Raw genomic sequence first — 15,376 nt, forward strand, 5'->3', positions numbered from 1 at the left:
TGTCCAGCCGGCCCCACCACCCACTCCCGTAGCACGCAGGATCGGCCGGCACCGTCCACACGGCGTGCGGGGGACGCTGGATCAGCTGATGAAGGACGGCCATGGACAGGCCCCTTCCACGGGAACGGCCGATGTACCGCACAGCCGCGTCACGCGGCGCCGAGAGCGCCTGCTCGTGTTCGTACCCGGCGCTCGCACACGGCTGAAACGCACGGGAAGGTCGGACGTCTTCTTGCCGCTATGCGGTGTCACCGCCATGGTGCGCGCGCTCGGATGCCCTCGCATCTCCCGGGCCGGAGGAGTCTCCGTGGAAAGGGTGACGCGGCCTCCGTCGGCGCATTCCACCCTGCCTGGCCGCCCAGCGCCGAAGCAGCGGTTCCGGCGGCGCCGGTCGGCACGCCTCTCGCTGTTCTACGATGCCGTTGAGAACGGCCTCGGGCGGCGGTACCGGAGGGGCACATGGCGGAGCAGATCCCGAAGCCCATGACGCGGACGGGCCCGGACGCCACACGGCAGCAGGTGGTGCGGCGAGCCGGTCTCTCGTCTGCCCCCGATACCGGAATGGACCGGTTCGCCCGGCTGGTGACACGACTGCTCCGTGTGCCCGTGGCACTCGTGTCACTCATGGAGCGGGACAGGGTGATCCTGCCCGGGATGACAGGTCTGCCCGAACCCTGGGCGAGCAGTCGCGAGCTGCCGCTGGCGCATTCGCCGTCCCGCCATGTGGTGGCGTCCGGGCAGCCGCTGATCGTGCCCGATGCCCGTGCAGACGACCGGCTGCGCACCGACCCGGCGTTCGCGGACCTCGGAGTGGTCGCGTACGCCGGGATGCCGCTCACCGACGCCGACGGCCTCGTCCTTGGATCCCTGTGCGCCCACGTCCACAAGCCCCGCACTTGGAGCGACAGCGAGCAGCGAGACCTGGCCGACCTCGCAGCGGCCTGCTCCGCCGAACTACGCCTGCGGATCCTGTCGGCTCAGCGCCGGTCCACGCAAGAGGTACTGGAGACCGCGCGGGCCATCGCCGAACAGGCACGGAGCGACGCGGAGCGCCTGGAGCGCGAGGCCCAGGCCGGCCTCGACCACGCCGAGCTGCTGCTGCGGGCCTCGGAGGAGCTGGCTCAGACCTCCGGCCTGGAGGACGTGCGCCGGCGGCTGCGGGATCTGTTCAGCGGCGTCGGAAAGCCCGCCTACGTGGGGCTGCTGGTCGCCGACAAGCAAGAACTGCGCCGGATCCCCCACCCGGACATCGTGTACGCGTTGGAACGGGAAGTCCCTCTCCTCGCCACTGACGCCGCCTTCCCGAGCGCCCTGGCCTTCCGTGAACGCCGTACGGTGTTCGTACCCGACCGCCTGGCGCTCCTCGCCGACCACGGCCCTGAGGCGGTCACAGCCTTCGACCGCATGGGCTTCAGCACGGTGCTGTGCCTGCCGCTCTGGGGCAGCCGCGCCCTGCTCGGAGTCCTCACCATCTGCTGGACCAAGCCACACCAGGTGAGCATCACCGAGCGGGCCACGCTCACCGCCGCGGCCGGCTACATCGCGCAGGCAGTGGAGCGTGCTCTCTACCTGGACGAGCGGGTCTCGGTCGCCCGGCAGCTGCAGGAAGCCATGCTCACCGATCTCCACCTGGCCGACCACGTCGAGCTCAGCGCCCTGTATCAACCGTCCGCGAACGACAACATGATCGGCGGCGACTGGTACGACGCCTATCATCTGCGATCCGCCCCCTCCGGCGGACCGGCTCCTCTCATGATCACGGTGGGCGACGTCACCGGCCACGACATGCACGCCGCGACCGTCATGGGCCAGGTCCGAAGCATGCTGAGACAGGCCACTCTCGACCATCCCCCCTACAGCCCCGCGACCGCTGTCACCGCCCTGGAGGCGGCATGCGCCGTCCTGCCCATCGAGGTCGGCGGCACTCTGGTCCACGCCCGCCTGGACCCCGCCCGCGACGGCCCCGGCTGGAACCTGACCTGGTCCAACGCCGGACACCCCCCACCTCTCCTCCGCACTCCCGACACCCACGTCGCCCTCCTCACCCAGCACGACATCCTCCTGCACCAGGACTTCGAACCGTCCCACCGCACCGAGCACCGGCTCGCACTCCCCCCGAACTCGACCCTGCTGCTCTACACCGACGGCCTCGTCGAGCGCCCAGGGCACGACATCGACACCGCCATCGCGCAACTCGTCGACCTGCTGGCCCGCCACGGGGACGAACCGCTGCCCCACCTGGTCCACCGAATCAGCAAGCGGCTGGCAGACCCACACCCCGGGGACGATGTCGTCGTGCTCGCCGTGCGCGTGCCCTGACGCCGTCGGGCCTCGTCGCCCACGTCACGGTGTCTCCTCATACACCATTCGGCACAAAGGTGATGAATATCGGATAAACGGGAACTCGGGGGAGGTACCTCACCTCTCCGCAAGGAGCCTGTGCTCATGTCCACCGGAACACTTTTGACGATCATCATTGCGGTCGTAGTGGTGCTTGCCGTTGCCGCTGTAGTGATTGCGCTCATGGCGCGACGCCGCCATCTCCGTGAGCGCTTCGGCCCGGAGTACGAACGGACCATGGAGAGCTCCGGCGGTCGGCTCGCCGCCGAACGGGAACTCAGGGAACGCGAGAAGCGACACGATGCGCTTGACATCAAACCGCTCCCTCCGGTCTCGCGTGACCGCTACACGCGTGAGTGGAGCAACGTCCAGGATGAGTTCGTGGACCGGCCGCAAGACGCGGTGCACGACGCAGATCAGCTGGTGACCTCCCTGATGCACGACCGCGGCTACCCGACCGAAGGGTTCGATCAGCAGACGAAGGACCTCTCGGTGGAACACGGGCGCACCCTCGAGCACTACCGCGCCGCACACGAGGTGGAAGCCCTCAGCGCCCACAGCCGGGCGACGACCGAGCAACTGCGGGGTGCCATGGTGCACTACCGCACGCTGTTCAACGAGTTGCTCACCGACGGCGGCCAGACCCAGCCCACCCGCTCCTGACGCCGACCTCGACCTTGGCCTTGACCTGGGCGGAGACAACACCATGGACAACAACGACGACACGAGCCGCGCCACCAGCGGCCTGACCACTGAGGATCTCGCACAGCCCTCCGCCGCCACCACGGGGATGCCCGAAACAGCAGAGGGTGCCTCCGGAAGAGCCCCGATGTACCCCGGCGAGAGCGTCGCGACGCCGCAGACCAGGGGCCCCACCTCCGTGGCCGACGCAGACCGGTCCGCTGCCCGATCCGACGCGCCGGCCGCCGCCACGGACGCCGCGCGCGTCCCGGACACCTCGGACGACGAGGCCCCGAAGCTGCTCACGGAGGACGATGACCTGGGCTTCCGTGACCGCTGGCAGAGGATCCAGAACAACTTCGTGGACGACCCCCGCGAGGCCGTGCACGGCGCCGACGCTCTCGTCGCAGACGTCATGCAGACCCTCGCCACCACGTTCGCTCAGCACAAGAAGGACCTGGAGGACCAATGGGGGCAGGGCGAGCAGGTCGACACGGAGGAGCTGCGCAGGGCTCTGCGTCGCTATCGCTCCTTCTTCAACCGGCTGCTCACCACGTGAAACTCGACACGAGCGCGAACGGTGAGAGGCGCCATTGGAGCCTCTTGAACGTCGTGGCGCGATTACACATCGAGGCGAATCTCGCGCCACTTCAAGTCCAAGTCTCCGTGCCGCCCCCGGATGCGTCAGGCGCCTGGGGCGGGTCAGCTCATGCGGAGTGATCCTGTTCCAGTTCCCGCTTGAGGTTGCGCAGGGTCGTGCCGATATTGCCGGCCTGGAATTCGGCGAACGTCCTGCCCGGAGTGACGAGCCGGTCGAAGGCGTTCGCCATGAAGGCCGGCCAGGCGCGCCGGTCGTCACGCCAGGTCTCCGTGACCCGTGTGCCCCGGGCGGCCGGTTCGCAGCGGTACTCCCAGGTGGCGATCGGGCCGCGCAGGCGCGGACGGGTGCGACCGATGGCGTGGACGCGAAAGGCGAACCGACGCCCCGGATCGGCCGCCGTCCCGGTGCAGCGTGTCACCCACCGGAACCTTCCCCGCCTGTTGCGTCCCACGAACCTGTCGCCCAACTCGAGGACACCGCCCCCTGTGTCCCCTGTCGTGCCCAGGTTCTCCGGACTCCAGCGCCCCATGTCACCGGGACGGCTCACGGCCTGGTAGACGACCTCCGGCGGGACGTCGATGACGATGCTGCCGCTCACGGTGAACACTCGGGTCACTGCACTGCCTCCCACCGGCAGCCTCAAGCTACTGTCGAGTAGGAATCATGTCAGGCGGCCTGCCCGAGCAGACGGGCGGGCGGATGGATCGTCAACTGGACGGCGTCAGGGCGGTGTCGATGATGTAGACGTCAGCGTCAACGGTCTTGACGTTGCCGCAGACGACCTCGGCCGAGCCGTTGACGGAGCAGTACTCGCCGGAACCGGATGTGGTCAGCCGGGCCTTGTCGGCGAGGGCCTTGTCGAGGATCGCCTTCGGGATCTTGGCGAGGGCGTCGTTGATCGGCGCGAACACCGCGATGCCCCGGGTGTCGTCGAGGGTGTCGACCAGGCCGGGTTGATCGGAGCGATCACGTCGACCGGGTTGCCGCAGGCATCGACGGGAGTGTTCACCGGGCTCTTCTCCTCCATGGAGCCGACATCGGCGGATCCGACCGGCGTCCGACACGCAGTTCGCCTCGGACGGCGGTAACCCGGGCCCGCATCACCCGAGGCCAGGTCCAACCCGCCGCATTCACTCGAAAGGCGCAACAAGCGACTGTGCTCTGCGCACGCCCGTCCGACGCTCCCGGAAGGCGGGCCGGCGCAGGACTCACTAACGTCGTGCGCGGCCGTTCCGGCCAGGAGAGGAACTCACGACCACGGGGAGTGTGTGTGACCACCGCCGGATCACCGGAGGCCGACTTCCCGGACCCCTGGGCAGGCCCCGCCTACGGACAGGCGGTCAGTGCGGGGGCGGGCGACCTGTCGCTGCGGGACAGGGAAGGCTGGAGTCTGCCTCTCGATGTCAGGCGGTGGACAGGGCGGGCGGACGCCGGGGACCGGTCGGTCGTGGCACGGTGCGTGGGCCGGGTGCTGGACATCGGCTGCGGCGGCGGCCGGCTCGTCGAGGCGCTGGCGTCATGCGGGAACGAGGTGCTCGGGATCGACGTGTCGCCCTCGGCGGTGGCCTCCACCTTGCTGCGCGGTGGCGCGGCACGCAGCGGGTCGGTGTTCGGTCCCCTGCCGAAGGAGGGCTCGTGGGACACGGCGCTGCTGATCGACGGAAACATCGGGATCGGTGGCGCGCCCCGCATGCTTCTGCGGCGCATCCGGGGCCTCGTCCACGGTCAGGGACTGCTCATCGTGGAGTGCGTCGAGAGCGACGTGGACGAGTGCCGCCGTGTCCGCATGCACGCCGGGCAGCGGCCCGTCGGGCCCTTCTTCTCGTGGGCGACCATCGGCTCTCCCGCCCTGATCCGGTACGCCCAGATGTCGGGCTGGACGGTCGCCGAGCAGTGGACCACCCCTTCGACGGAACGTCACTTCGTCGCTCTGCGCGCCCGCGCCTGAGCCCGACTCGTCCTGCGCTGCGGCCGCGGGCGCAGCCAGGTACGCACGACTCGAACCATGACCGAGGGCAGTCGTCCGCGGGGCCCGCGGGCGATCACTAAGATCGACGTCATGAGTTTCCATGTCTCGACCGCCTGAGCGCGGCGACCGGGTCCCCGTCGCGGGTCGAACGGGGCGGGGAGTTGTGGATCGCGGCGAATCGCGAGGAGGCGTGCTGCGGCCGGTCGGGGCGCTCGTGGACGGGGGGTCGGCAGGTGACCGGTCGGGATGCGGCGGGGACCGTCCGGCCGCGGACTCTGGCCTGGGTGCGAGGGCAACTGGCCCCAGGTGAGCGGCTCGTCGGCGCCGAGGTGCTGCACGGTGGCATCACCGCCGAGATGCGGCGGCTGACCGTCGGCGCACCGGACGGCGGCACCCGCGACCTGGTGTTGCGTACCTTCGCCGACCCGTCCTTCGCGACGGACGCCGAAAGGCTGCTGAACCGGGAGGCCGGGGCCCTGATCTACCTCGCGGGCACCGGGGTGCCCGCGCCCGGGTCGGTCGCGGTCGACGCGGTCGGCGCGCACTGCGAGTATCCGTCGCTCCTGATGACGCATCTGCCCGGCGAGACCGTCCTGGGCGACCGGGGGCTCGAGGCGCGGCTGCCCCTGCTGGCCCGCCAGCTCGTCGCGATCCACGCGCTGCGGCCCGTCGAGCGGCCCCGGACGTACGGGGCTTGGGTGACCGCCGACGCCGTCGTCCCGCCACCTGGCGCCGACGCGGGGGCGTGGGCCGTGGCGGCCGACGTGATCCGCGGGCCGGTGCCACGCTACGAAGGGCGGTTCCTGCACCGGGACTTCCACCCGGGCAACGTGCTGTTCGACGTGTCCGGTCCCCGGATCACCGGGGTCGTGGACTGGGTGGAGAACTCGTGGGGTCCGGCGGACCTGGACGTGGCCCACTGCTCCACCAATCTGGCGCTGCTGCACGGCCCCTCGTGGGGGCTGCGGTTCGCGGAGGCGTACGAGGAGGCCGGCGGAGTGCTCGCCGCGGTGGCGAGGGAGCGGTTGTACTGGCGGCTGCTGGACGCCCTGGCGTTCGCGTCGGATGTCCGGTCGGTGGCCCGGCCGTGGCGGCGGGCGGGGCGGGCGGAACTGACCACGCGGGCCGTGGAGAAGCGGCTGGACGGTTACGTCGCCGCCCTGCTGGACGCACTGGGCTGAGCATCGGGATCCCCGTCCCCCGCACTGTCGTTCAGTGATCATTGTCTCTCCGTGGCCGGCCGGTGTGCCTTTTTGGGACGACATCACCCCTTCTCTCCGGTTGCATGCCGGGCCGTAACCCCTCGAAAACCTGTTGGCCGTCCGGTCGTTGAGATCTTGGAGCTCGGGAACCGACCGGCGGGCGACACGTGTGGGGATACAAGAGGCCACCGGGTAAGGGGAGGTAGTGTGTTCAAGGCTCGAACGTTCCTCCGTGAGAACCGCGGTGGCGACCGCGATGGGCAGGCCGCCCGTCAGAGCCGCCTGCACACGACCTCTGAAGATGGAGCCGATGAACGTGTCGACCGGCGGCAGACGGCTGCGCACCCATGCCGCGACAGCAGCCTTCGTCTGTGCGATCGCTCTGTTACCCGGCCCGAGTTACGCGGCCCCGGGCACACCCGATCCACGCGACGATCAGTCGATCGAGGACATCCACAACGAGCTGAACGGCCTCTACCGGCAGGCCGAGGTGGCCACCGAGGCGTACAACACCGCCGACGTGAAGGCCACCGAGCAGGAGAAGCGGCTGACGTCGCTCCACAAGGACCTGGCGCGCACCGAGAGCCGGCTGGACGATCTGCACACCCTCGTGGGAGTGGCCGCCCGGACGCAGTACCGCGGTGGCAACCTGGACGCCACGGGTATCCAGTTGCTGCTCGGCGACCACCCCGACCACGCCCTCGACGACGCCTCCCAGGCCCGTCAGGCCATGCGGAACCTGGTCAACGTCTCCGAGTCGCAGCGGGCCGCCCGTGCGGACCTGGACCGGCAGACCGACGACGCCGCCGAGAAGCTGCGGGAGCTGAAGGACAGCCGCGCGGACAAGGCGGAGCTGAAGAAGAAGATCGAGAAGAGGATCGCCGAGGCCGAGGCGATCGAGGCGGGACTCAAGAAGGAACAGACCCGCAAGCTGGCCCAGTTGGAGAAGCAGGAGGCGAAGGAGGCCGAGTCCAGGTGGACGGGGACGGTTTCCGGCGGCTCTTCTGCGGGCGGCTCTTCCGCGGGCGGCGGTTCGGGCAGCGGCGGGTCGCAGGCGAGCGGCGCGGCCGCGAGGGCCGTCGACTTCGCGATGGCCCAGATCGGCAAACCGTACGTGTGGGGTGCCGTGGGCCCCTCGTCGTACGACTGCTCGGGGCTCACCTCCACGGCCTGGGCGGCGGCCGGGCACCCCATTCCCCGTACCTCGCAAGCACAGTGGCAGGGGCTGACCCGGGTCAGCCTGTCCTCCGCGCGGCCCGGGGACCTGATCATCTACTACAACGCCACCCACGTGGGCATGTACATAGGCGGCGGGCGGGTCGTGCACGCGCCGCGTCCCGGACGCACGGTCACCATCGCGCCGGCCGCCTCCATGCCCATCGTCGGTGTCGTCCGACCCGGAGTCTGAACGGATGACCCACTCGCTGACCCCTCGTGACGGGGGAAACCTGCCCGCGCTCAGCGCACCACCGCTGATCCGGCTCGACGCCTACGTGGCGGAGGACGGGTCGACGGTGGTCAACGGCCATCTGCTGGAGATGGGCGGCACACGTCCGCCCAACGAGGCGATACTCGACGCCATCGCCATGTTCGCCCGCACGCTGCGGGCTCCGGTGGCGGCCACCGTCATCGACCGGACCGTGCAGCAGGTGGCGCGGCTGCGGGTGTACCCGGACGGATCCAGCCGGACCATCGCCGACGAGGAGGACCTGCCGCCGGGGCGTGAGCGCACGGCCGCGGAGGAGGAGTCCTTCCCGCCGCTCGCCCGCGTCGAGCGGATCATCCAGCACGCCCAGCGCCAGGAGCTGCATGCCGCGTTCGTCCTGGCCAGCGCGCTGCGGGAGCACCTCACGCTGCGCAGGGGCGCGGAGGACGAACTCTCCCTGGAGGCGCGGGCGATCGAGGCGTACCTCGCCTACCAGCGGGGCGACTACATGCTCTCCACGGTGCTCGCGCTGACCGTCGCGCGCATCCGCTGCCGTACCGACCTGAACCGGGCGGCCCCCGAGGTGGCCCGCGCCACCGCGGCCTGGCAGCGGCTGATCGACGAGGCCCAGGTGGCCACCAGGGGGCAGGAGCTGCTGCACATGTGGGAGACGCTGTCGGCGGGGGGCATGGTCCTGGAGCCGTCCCATCAGGCCATGGCGCAGGCCGTCCGGAGCCGGCTCGGCCGGGGCGGCCGGACGGTCGCGGCCCCGTCCTCCGCGCCGGCCCTGACCACGGGGCAGGAGCGGGTCGCGCCCGAGGACGAGCCCCTCAAGCCGACGCGACGGGGGATCAGCCGCTTCACCCGGTGGCCCGGCCGGTCCGCCGGGGCGTCGTCCTGAGGAAGCGACGGCGGCGCGCCGACGGTCGCGGTGACCGGGTCCCCGCGGCCCCCCGGTCATGGTGACCGGGCTCCCGGGGCCCCTCGTGCCGGACTCGTGCCGGAGCGTTCTCGACGCGCTGAAGGGGCGCCCCGCGGTTACAGTGAGGGCGACGACGTGCTCACACTCCGGTCACTCCGCGCTGCCGCCGCCCCGTCCGTCGACTCCTGTTCGTCCGAAGCCGTTCCGTCGCGTCGGAGAAACCGAACCGAGCACCGACCCCGCTGCCCCGCGGCGCTCTCGACCAGTCCCGAAAGGAAGTCAGTCATGCCCTTCGCCACCGCCAAGGACGGCACGCAGATCTTCTACAAGGACTGGGGATCGGGCCAGCCCGTCGTCTTCTCCCACGGCTGGCCGCTCACCGCGGACGCCTGGGACCCCCAGATGAAGGTGATGGTGGACAACGGCTTCCGCGCCATCGCCCACGACCGGCGTGGTGGCGGACGCTCCGGGCAGCCCTGGGAGGGCAACGACCTCGACACGTACGCCGACGACCTGGCCGCGGTCATCGAGGCCGAGGACCTCCACGACGTCATCCTGGTCGGCCACTCCACGGGCGGCGGCGAGGTCACCCGCTACATGGGCCGGCACGGCACCGGCCGGGTGGCCAAGGCCGTCCTGGTCGGCGCGATCCCCCCGCTCATGCTCAAGACCGACGCCAACCCGGAGGGGCTGCCGATCGAGGTCTTCGACGAGATCCGCAAGGGCGTCGAGACGGACCGCTCGCAGTTCTACCGGGACCTCAGCGCCCCCTTCTACGGCGCCAACCGCGACGGCTCGACCGTCACGCAGGGCACCCGCGACGAGTTCTGGCTCTGGAGCATGACCGTCGGCATCAAGGGCGCCTACGACTGCGTCAAGGCGTTCTCCGAGACGGACACCACCGAGGACCTCAAGAAGATCGACGTGCCCACGCTCATCGTGCACGGCGACGACGACCAGATCGTCCCGAAGGTCGCCGCGGGTGACAAGTCCTCGAAGCTCGTCAAGGACTGCGTCTACAAGGTCTACCCCGGCGCACCGCACGGGCTCGCGATGGTTCCCGAGTTCGCCGAGATCTTCAACAAGGACCTCCTCGAATTCGCCCGCGGCTGACCGTCGTACGGCCGCGGCCCGGCGCCCGTTGCGGGGGCCTGGCCGCGGAGCCGTACGCGAGTCGGTTCAGAGCGTGAGCAGTTCCTCGTAGAAGCCGCCGAACTCCCGTCGCCGGTCGATGAGATGGATCTCCAGGATCCAGTGGCAGCTGCGGCCCGCCTTGTCGGTGCGGCGCAGGGGCGTGTCGTTGGCGGGTGCGATGTACGACTCGGTGTCCGCGCCGTCGATCCTCTCGTGCGGGAACTCGCCCACCAGGTGGCCGGCGTGCCAGCCGCCCAGTTCCCAGCCGGCCTCGGCGGCCAGCCGCCGCACCTCGGTGTACAGGCGCTCCCCGGTGATGTCCGGATCGGCCTCGAAGAACCGCTTGCCCGCCGCGAAGATCTCCGGCAGGTCGTCGCGCAGCCGTCGCTTGACCGGGTCGTCGCCGAGGACGAAGGTCCGCCCGAAGTCGGCCTCGTACTCCTCGAAGATCGGCCCGAAGTCGGCGAACACGATGTCGTCCGTGCCGATCAGCCGGTCCGGCGGGTTCTCCCGGTACGGCTCGAGGGTGTTGGGGCCGGAGCGCACGATGCGCTTGTGCCAGTGGCGGGTCGTGCCGAAGAGCTCGTTGGCAAGGTCGCGGACACGGTCACTGACCGCCCGCTCCCCTTCGCCGGGTGCCACCAGCCCCCGCCGCTCCATCTCGGCGAAGAGCCGCTCGGCCCTGGCCTGGGCGTCCAGCAGTCGGGCCGCCCGTGTGGGTTCGTCATCAGCCATGGCACGGACGGTAGGTTTGGCCGCATTCGCGAGTCAATCGGATTGGCCCTCGCCCCGGGCGGGACCGTCACCTTCTCGGAGGTGCCGGGCCGGGACGGTTGTCCGGGTGGCGCATGAGAGCGGGAACCGGACGGGGGCCGCCGGAGCGGTTAGGTTGGGACCGACGGTCCACGCGAGGCCCGGCCACTCGGCCCTGTCCTTGCCCGTTCGATTCTGTGAGGTGCCGAGTCATGAGTCTGAGCATCCGCAACCAGATCTCCGGAACCGTCACCTCCGTGACCCCCGGCGAGGTGATGGCGACCGTGCGGCTGCGCCTGGACGGCGGCCAGGACCTGACCGCGGCGATCACCCTGGAGGCGGTCAAGGACCTGGGGCTCGCCGAGGGGTCGGCGGTCCGGGCCATGATGAAGTCCACCGAGGTCGCCCTCGCCACCGGCCCGGTGACAGGGCTGTCCATCCGCAACCGGCTGCCCGGCACGGTCCGCGAGGTGGCCGTGGGCGGGGCGATGGCCACCGTCAAGGTCGCCGTCGACGGGGGCGAGCTCACCTCGGCGATCACCCGGGACGCGGTCACCGATCTCGGACTGGCGGCCGGGTCGCCGGTGGTGGCGCTGATCAAGTCGACGGAGGTCTCCCTCGCGACCGTGTGACCCGGTAACGGCCCGACGGGTGCGGGTGCGGGTGCGGGTGCGGGTGCGGGTGCGGGTGCGGGTGCGGGTGCGGGACGGTACGGGTACGGACGCGTCGGACGTGAGCATTGCCCCGCACGGGGAAAGCGGTACGCGGGGAAGGCGGCAGACGGGGAAGGCGGCAGACGGGGAAGGCGACCGTCACGGGCCTGCGAGGAGAGGGGAGCCGCATGACGAGCGAGCGAGCGGAGACGGCCGGGACCGCCGGCCGGATTCCTCCCGGCCAGCGTCTCGTGCACGGCTGGCCGGTCTCGCACTACGGTCCGGTCCCCCGCTTCCGGCCCGACCGCTGGAACCTGCGGGTCTTCGGTGCCACCGCTTCCGGCGGGACGCACGAGTGGGCGTTCGACGACCTGGCCACCCTGCCGCACGTCACGGTCGTCGCGGACCTGCACTGCGCCAGCGGCCCCACCTCCACCGGCCACGAGTGGTACGGCATCCCCGCCGGCACGGTCCTGGACGTGGTGCCGCCGGCCCCCGGGGTCACCCACGTCATGGCCTGGGCGGAGTACGGCTTCTCCGCCAACCTGCGCCTGGCCGACTTCACCTCACCGCAGACCCTCATGGCCACCCACCACAACGGCGAACCCCTCACGGCCGAGCACGGCTTCCCGCTCCGTCTGGTCGTCCCGCACCTGTACGGGTACAAGAGCCCGAAGTGGCTGCGCGGCATCGAGTACATGACCGCGGACCGCCGCGGTTTCTGGGAGGAACGCGGCTATCACAACGTCGCCGACGCGTGGGCGCAGCAGCGCTGGTCCTACCAGGAGGCGGAAGCCGGCGGACCGGCTGCCGCGGCTCCGTGACCCCGGCTGAACGGCCGGGGCCGGCGCGGGGGCGGGGTTCAGGGGCGCGGGTCCGGGGCGAGCGGGGTGAGCGACCCGGGGGTGACCCCTCCCGCGCAGTGCGCGCACCCGGACTCGATCCGCAGCACGTGTCCGCAGTCGTGCCGGAAGGCGACGGCGGGGGCGTCCACCGCCCACCTGTCGCCCCACTGCAGCAGGCCGATCATGACGGGGAACAGCTCCAGTCCCGCCTGCGTCAGGTGGTACTCGTGACGGGGCGGGCGCTCGCTGTACTGGCGGCGCTCGATCACCCCCGCCGCCTCCAGCTTGCGCAGCCGGTCGGCCAGGATGTCGCGCGGCGCGCCCGTGTAACCGGCGATCCTGGCGAAGCGGTGCACGCCGTACGACATCTCGCGGAGCGCGAGCAGCGACCACCGTTCGCCGACCACCTGCAGCGCGGCCGCCATCGAACAGGGGCGCACCCCTACGGGCATGTCCGCCATCGCGGAGACGGTCTTCGCGGAGACGGGCGGTCCGCCCGCGGTCCCGGTGCGGTCCGTCGGCGGCTCCGCGGCCTGCTGCGGTCGTACGTCCATGAGGCCACGTTACCTCTGTCGGTTGTGTTTCAAGACCCACTCGGGATACTTTCGCGATCACTGAGTGGGAGAATCAAACCGGCTCACGAGGACACCTTGGCCGATGCGGGTACCGGGGCGGCCTGACCGCACCCGCGTCACGTGTCCCGGAGCCGCTCCCGGGACACGCCTCGCCCCCGGCTCGCCCCCCGGCGGGCCGGGGGCGCTCCCGTCGACGGGTCAGCGCGGCGGCGGCACCGGGAAGAGCATGCAGCTGCTGGTGGCGTGGGCGAGCAGCCGGTCCGCACCGTCCACCAGCCGCGCCTGCGCGAGGGCGGTCTGACGGCCCTTGTTGACCACCGTGCCGATGGCGCGCACCGTACCGGTCTCCACGGTGATGCGGCGCAGGAACTTCACCGTCAGGTCGAGCGAGGTGTACGCCATGCCCTGCGGGAGGGTGGACTGCACGGCACATCCCGCCGCCGAGTCCAGCAGGACGGCGAAGATGCCGCCGTGCACGCTGCCGATCGGGTTGTAGTGCTCCTCACCGGGGGTCAGGGAGAAGACCGCCCGCCCCGGCTCCACCTCGTCCAGGACGAAGTCGACGGTGCGGTTGACCGGCGCGACCGGCAGCGCTCCGGCCTGCAGCTCGCGGAGGAAGTCGATACCGGCCAGGCGTCCGGCGGCTTCCGCCAGGACCGCGGGATCGTCCCACTCGTACGTCCGTGTCCGTCCCACAGTGCTGGTCCCTTTCCTCCGACCTCCGCGAGTCCTGCCGCTTCGGCTTCCGCGAGTCATCTGACTTTCCCAAACGAAGCTAGCCCCCGCTTCATCTGACTGTCAATGACGAAGCCAGGGCCCTACCATGGCGCCATGGAGTGGCTAGAGGCGAGCACGGAGAACTGTCCGGTCCAGCGCACCCTCGACCTGGTCGGGGAGAAATGGACGCTGCTGATCCTGCGCGACGCCGTCAACGGGGTCCGCCGCTTCGACGACTTCCACCGGCACATCGGCCTCTCGGAGGCCGTTCTCAGCGATCGCCTGCGGAAGCTGATCGCGGCCGGCGTCCTGACGACCGTCCCCTACCGGGAGCCCGGCAGCCGCGTCCGCAACGAGTACCGGCTGACCCGCAAGGGCTGGGACCTGTGGCCGGTCCTGATGGCGCTGAGCCAGTGGGGCGAGGCCTATGCCCTCGACCCCGGGGAGGACGCGCCGATCGACGTCCGCCACACCGGCTGCGACGCCCCGGTCCGCGTCGTCGTGCAGTGCTCCGCGGACCACACCGCCCTCGCCCCCGGCGAGGTCACCGCCCGGCTGGGCCCGGGAGCCCGCCGCCTGCCGTAGGTCCACGGTCCGCGGTCCGGGGCGGGCGGGGGCCGGGAGCGTGCGGCCCCTCACGGCCGTGCCACCATCGGCTGACCGCACGCGTGATCCCCCGCCGAGGAGAACCGAATGCACCGCCCGAGCCTCCTGTACGTGACCGACCTCGCCTACCCGGCGCGCGGGCGCCGGTACGGCGACGAGGACGTGTTCCTGACCTCCCGGCTGCGCGCGGACTTCGACATCGCCCTGTGCCAACCGCTGGACGCCGGCGCCCTGATGGACCGCTTCGACGCGGTCGTGGTCCGCAACAGCGGCCCGGTGCTCCACTACCGGCGGGCGTACGACGCCTTCCGTGACCGGGCCACCGCGCGCCGCACCCGGGTCTACAACCCGCTGCACGGCCGCGCCGACATGGCGGGCAAGGGGTACCTGCTGGACCTGACCGCGGCCGGACACCCGGTCATCCCGACCGTCGACCGGCCCGAGCACCTCGACCGCCTGCCCGAGAGCGACCAGTACGCGGTCAAGCCCCGGACCGGCGCGGACTCCATAGGCCTGACCTTCGTGACCGGGGACCGGCTGGCGGGCCTCGCCTACGGTGACATCCTGGTCCAGCCGCGCGTCGACTTCCGCTACGAGGTGTCCTTCTACTACGTCGACGACACCTTCCAGTACGCGCTGTACGCCCCCGACCCCGCCCGCCGCTGGGAGCTGGAACCGTACGAGCCCTCCGCGGCGGATCTCGCCTTCGCCCGGCGCTTCATCGAGTGGAACACGCTCGACCACGGCATCCAGCGCGTGGACGCCTGTCGTACCCGGGAGGGCGCCCTGCTCCTGGTGGAGCTGGAGGACCTCAACCCCTACCTCTCCCTCGACCTGGTCGACGACCGCACCCGCGACACCTTCGTGGCCGGCATGACCGCCTCCCTCCACCGATTCCTGGAAGCGGCTCCGCGCGCCTGAGACCCGCCGCCGGGGCCGGTTCGCACCATCC

18 protein-coding genes are annotated in these 15,376 nt (G+C 71.0%); 12 read left to right on the forward strand and 6 right to left on the reverse strand.

Translation table 11 applies throughout. The annotated features are described in order from the left end of the window. Positions 1 to 561: 561 nt before the first annotated feature. The 3 genes from ACFY3I_RS03230 to ACFY3I_RS03240 all read left to right on the forward strand — a co-directional run bounded on the left by ACFY3I_RS03230 (position 562) and on the right by ACFY3I_RS03240 (position 3,580). Positions 562 to 2,319, forward strand: coding sequence for a GAF domain-containing SpoIIE family protein phosphatase (locus tag ACFY3I_RS03230; RefSeq protein ID WP_390859422.1), 1,758 nt, complete (start codon positions 562 to 564; stop codon positions 2,317 to 2,319). A 126-nt stretch (positions 2,320 to 2,445) separates the two neighbouring features. Next, a complete protein-coding gene (locus ACFY3I_RS03235; RefSeq protein ID WP_390859091.1) occupies positions 2,446 to 3,003 on the forward strand; it encodes a hypothetical protein in 558 nt (185 codons plus the stop codon). 43 nt (positions 3,004 to 3,046) lie between these two features. Beyond that, positions 3,047 to 3,580: a hypothetical protein gene (locus ACFY3I_RS03240; protein WP_390859092.1), complete on the forward strand. Its 534-nt coding sequence runs from the start codon at positions 3,047 to 3,049 to the stop codon at positions 3,578 to 3,580. A 148-nt stretch (positions 3,581 to 3,728) separates the two neighbouring features. On the opposite strand, the gene ACFY3I_RS03245 is transcribed toward ACFY3I_RS03240, so the two are convergent. The 3 genes from ACFY3I_RS03245 to ACFY3I_RS03255 form a co-directional block, all read right to left on the reverse strand. Continuing rightward, complete coding sequence (locus ACFY3I_RS03245; RefSeq protein WP_390859093.1) at positions 3,729 to 4,238, reverse strand: SRPBCC family protein; 510 nt, start codon at positions 4,236 to 4,238, stop codon at positions 3,729 to 3,731. A gap of 91 nt (positions 4,239 to 4,329) precedes the next feature. Then, positions 4,330 to 4,533 (reverse strand): hypothetical protein, encoded by a 204-nt coding sequence (locus ACFY3I_RS03250; RefSeq protein ID WP_390859094.1) that lies wholly within the window; start codon positions 4,531 to 4,533, stop codon positions 4,330 to 4,332. Further along, a complete protein-coding gene (locus tag ACFY3I_RS03255) occupies positions 4,452 to 4,649 on the reverse strand; it encodes a chaplin family protein (protein ID WP_390859095.1) in 198 nt (65 codons plus the stop codon). The genes ACFY3I_RS03250 and ACFY3I_RS03255 overlap by 82 nt, the downstream gene beginning before the upstream one ends. 243 nt (positions 4,650 to 4,892) lie before the next feature. Between ACFY3I_RS03255 and ACFY3I_RS03260 the strand changes: the two genes are divergently transcribed. The 5 genes from ACFY3I_RS03260 (at position 4,893) to ACFY3I_RS03280 (ending at position 10,254) form a co-directional block, all read left to right on the forward strand. Next, positions 4,893 to 5,570, forward strand: a complete 678-nt coding sequence (locus tag ACFY3I_RS03260; protein WP_390859096.1) for a class I SAM-dependent methyltransferase — start codon at positions 4,893 to 4,895, stop codon at positions 5,568 to 5,570. A gap of 305 nt (positions 5,571 to 5,875) precedes the next feature. Next, complete coding sequence (locus ACFY3I_RS03265) at positions 5,876 to 6,772, forward strand: phosphotransferase family protein (protein ID WP_390859097.1); 897 nt, start codon at positions 5,876 to 5,878, stop codon at positions 6,770 to 6,772. 331 nt (positions 6,773 to 7,103) lie between these two features. After that, complete coding sequence (locus tag ACFY3I_RS03270; protein ID WP_365291782.1) at positions 7,104 to 8,201, forward strand: NlpC/P60 family protein; 1,098 nt, start codon at positions 7,104 to 7,106, stop codon at positions 8,199 to 8,201. Between the two features lie 4 nt (positions 8,202 to 8,205). Beyond that, on the forward strand, positions 8,206 to 9,120 hold the full coding sequence (locus ACFY3I_RS03275) for a hypothetical protein (RefSeq protein ID WP_365291784.1): 915 nt from the start codon (positions 8,206 to 8,208) through the stop codon (positions 9,118 to 9,120). A 306-nt stretch (positions 9,121 to 9,426) separates the two neighbouring features. Beyond that, a complete protein-coding gene (locus ACFY3I_RS03280; RefSeq protein WP_365291786.1) occupies positions 9,427 to 10,254 on the forward strand; it encodes an alpha/beta hydrolase in 828 nt (275 codons plus the stop codon). A 66-nt stretch (positions 10,255 to 10,320) separates the two neighbouring features. Here the strand turns inward: ACFY3I_RS03280 and ACFY3I_RS03285 are convergent, their stop codons facing one another. Continuing rightward, positions 10,321 to 11,010 (reverse strand): M24 family metallopeptidase, encoded by a 690-nt coding sequence (locus ACFY3I_RS03285; RefSeq protein ID WP_390859098.1) that lies wholly within the window; start codon positions 11,008 to 11,010, stop codon positions 10,321 to 10,323. A gap of 230 nt (positions 11,011 to 11,240) precedes the next feature. Between ACFY3I_RS03285 and ACFY3I_RS03290 the strand changes: the two genes are divergently transcribed. Further along, positions 11,241 to 11,660: a molybdopterin-binding protein gene (locus tag ACFY3I_RS03290; RefSeq protein ID WP_390859099.1), complete on the forward strand. Its 420-nt coding sequence runs from the start codon at positions 11,241 to 11,243 to the stop codon at positions 11,658 to 11,660. Between the two features lie 209 nt (positions 11,661 to 11,869). After that, positions 11,870 to 12,505 (forward strand): molybdopterin-dependent oxidoreductase, encoded by a 636-nt coding sequence (locus ACFY3I_RS03295; RefSeq protein ID WP_390859100.1) that lies wholly within the window; start codon positions 11,870 to 11,872, stop codon positions 12,503 to 12,505. 38 nt (positions 12,506 to 12,543) lie between these two features. Here ACFY3I_RS03295 and ACFY3I_RS03300 read toward each other — a convergent pair whose 3' ends face one another. Together ACFY3I_RS03300 and ACFY3I_RS03305 are read right to left on the reverse strand one after the other, a co-directional pair. After that, positions 12,544 to 13,080, reverse strand: coding sequence for a winged helix-turn-helix transcriptional regulator (locus ACFY3I_RS03300; RefSeq protein WP_390859101.1), 537 nt, complete (start codon positions 13,078 to 13,080; stop codon positions 12,544 to 12,546). 219 nt (positions 13,081 to 13,299) lie between these two features. After that, positions 13,300 to 13,797 (reverse strand): PaaI family thioesterase, encoded by a 498-nt coding sequence (locus ACFY3I_RS03305; RefSeq protein WP_390859102.1) that lies wholly within the window; start codon positions 13,795 to 13,797, stop codon positions 13,300 to 13,302. 135 nt (positions 13,798 to 13,932) lie between these two features. Between ACFY3I_RS03305 and ACFY3I_RS03310 the strand changes: the two genes are divergently transcribed. Continuing rightward, positions 13,933 to 14,403 (forward strand): winged helix-turn-helix transcriptional regulator, encoded by a 471-nt coding sequence (locus tag ACFY3I_RS03310; RefSeq protein ID WP_390859103.1) that lies wholly within the window; start codon positions 13,933 to 13,935, stop codon positions 14,401 to 14,403. Between the two features lie 108 nt (positions 14,404 to 14,511). Next, positions 14,512 to 15,345: a hypothetical protein gene (locus tag ACFY3I_RS03315; RefSeq protein ID WP_390859104.1), complete on the forward strand. Its 834-nt coding sequence runs from the start codon at positions 14,512 to 14,514 to the stop codon at positions 15,343 to 15,345. Positions 15,346 to 15,376 lie beyond the last annotated feature (31 nt).

It is taken from the genome of Streptomyces sp. NPDC001068, from assembly GCF_042897315.1.
Taxonomy (GTDB): Bacteria; Actinomycetota; Actinomycetes; order Streptomycetales; family Streptomycetaceae; genus Streptomyces.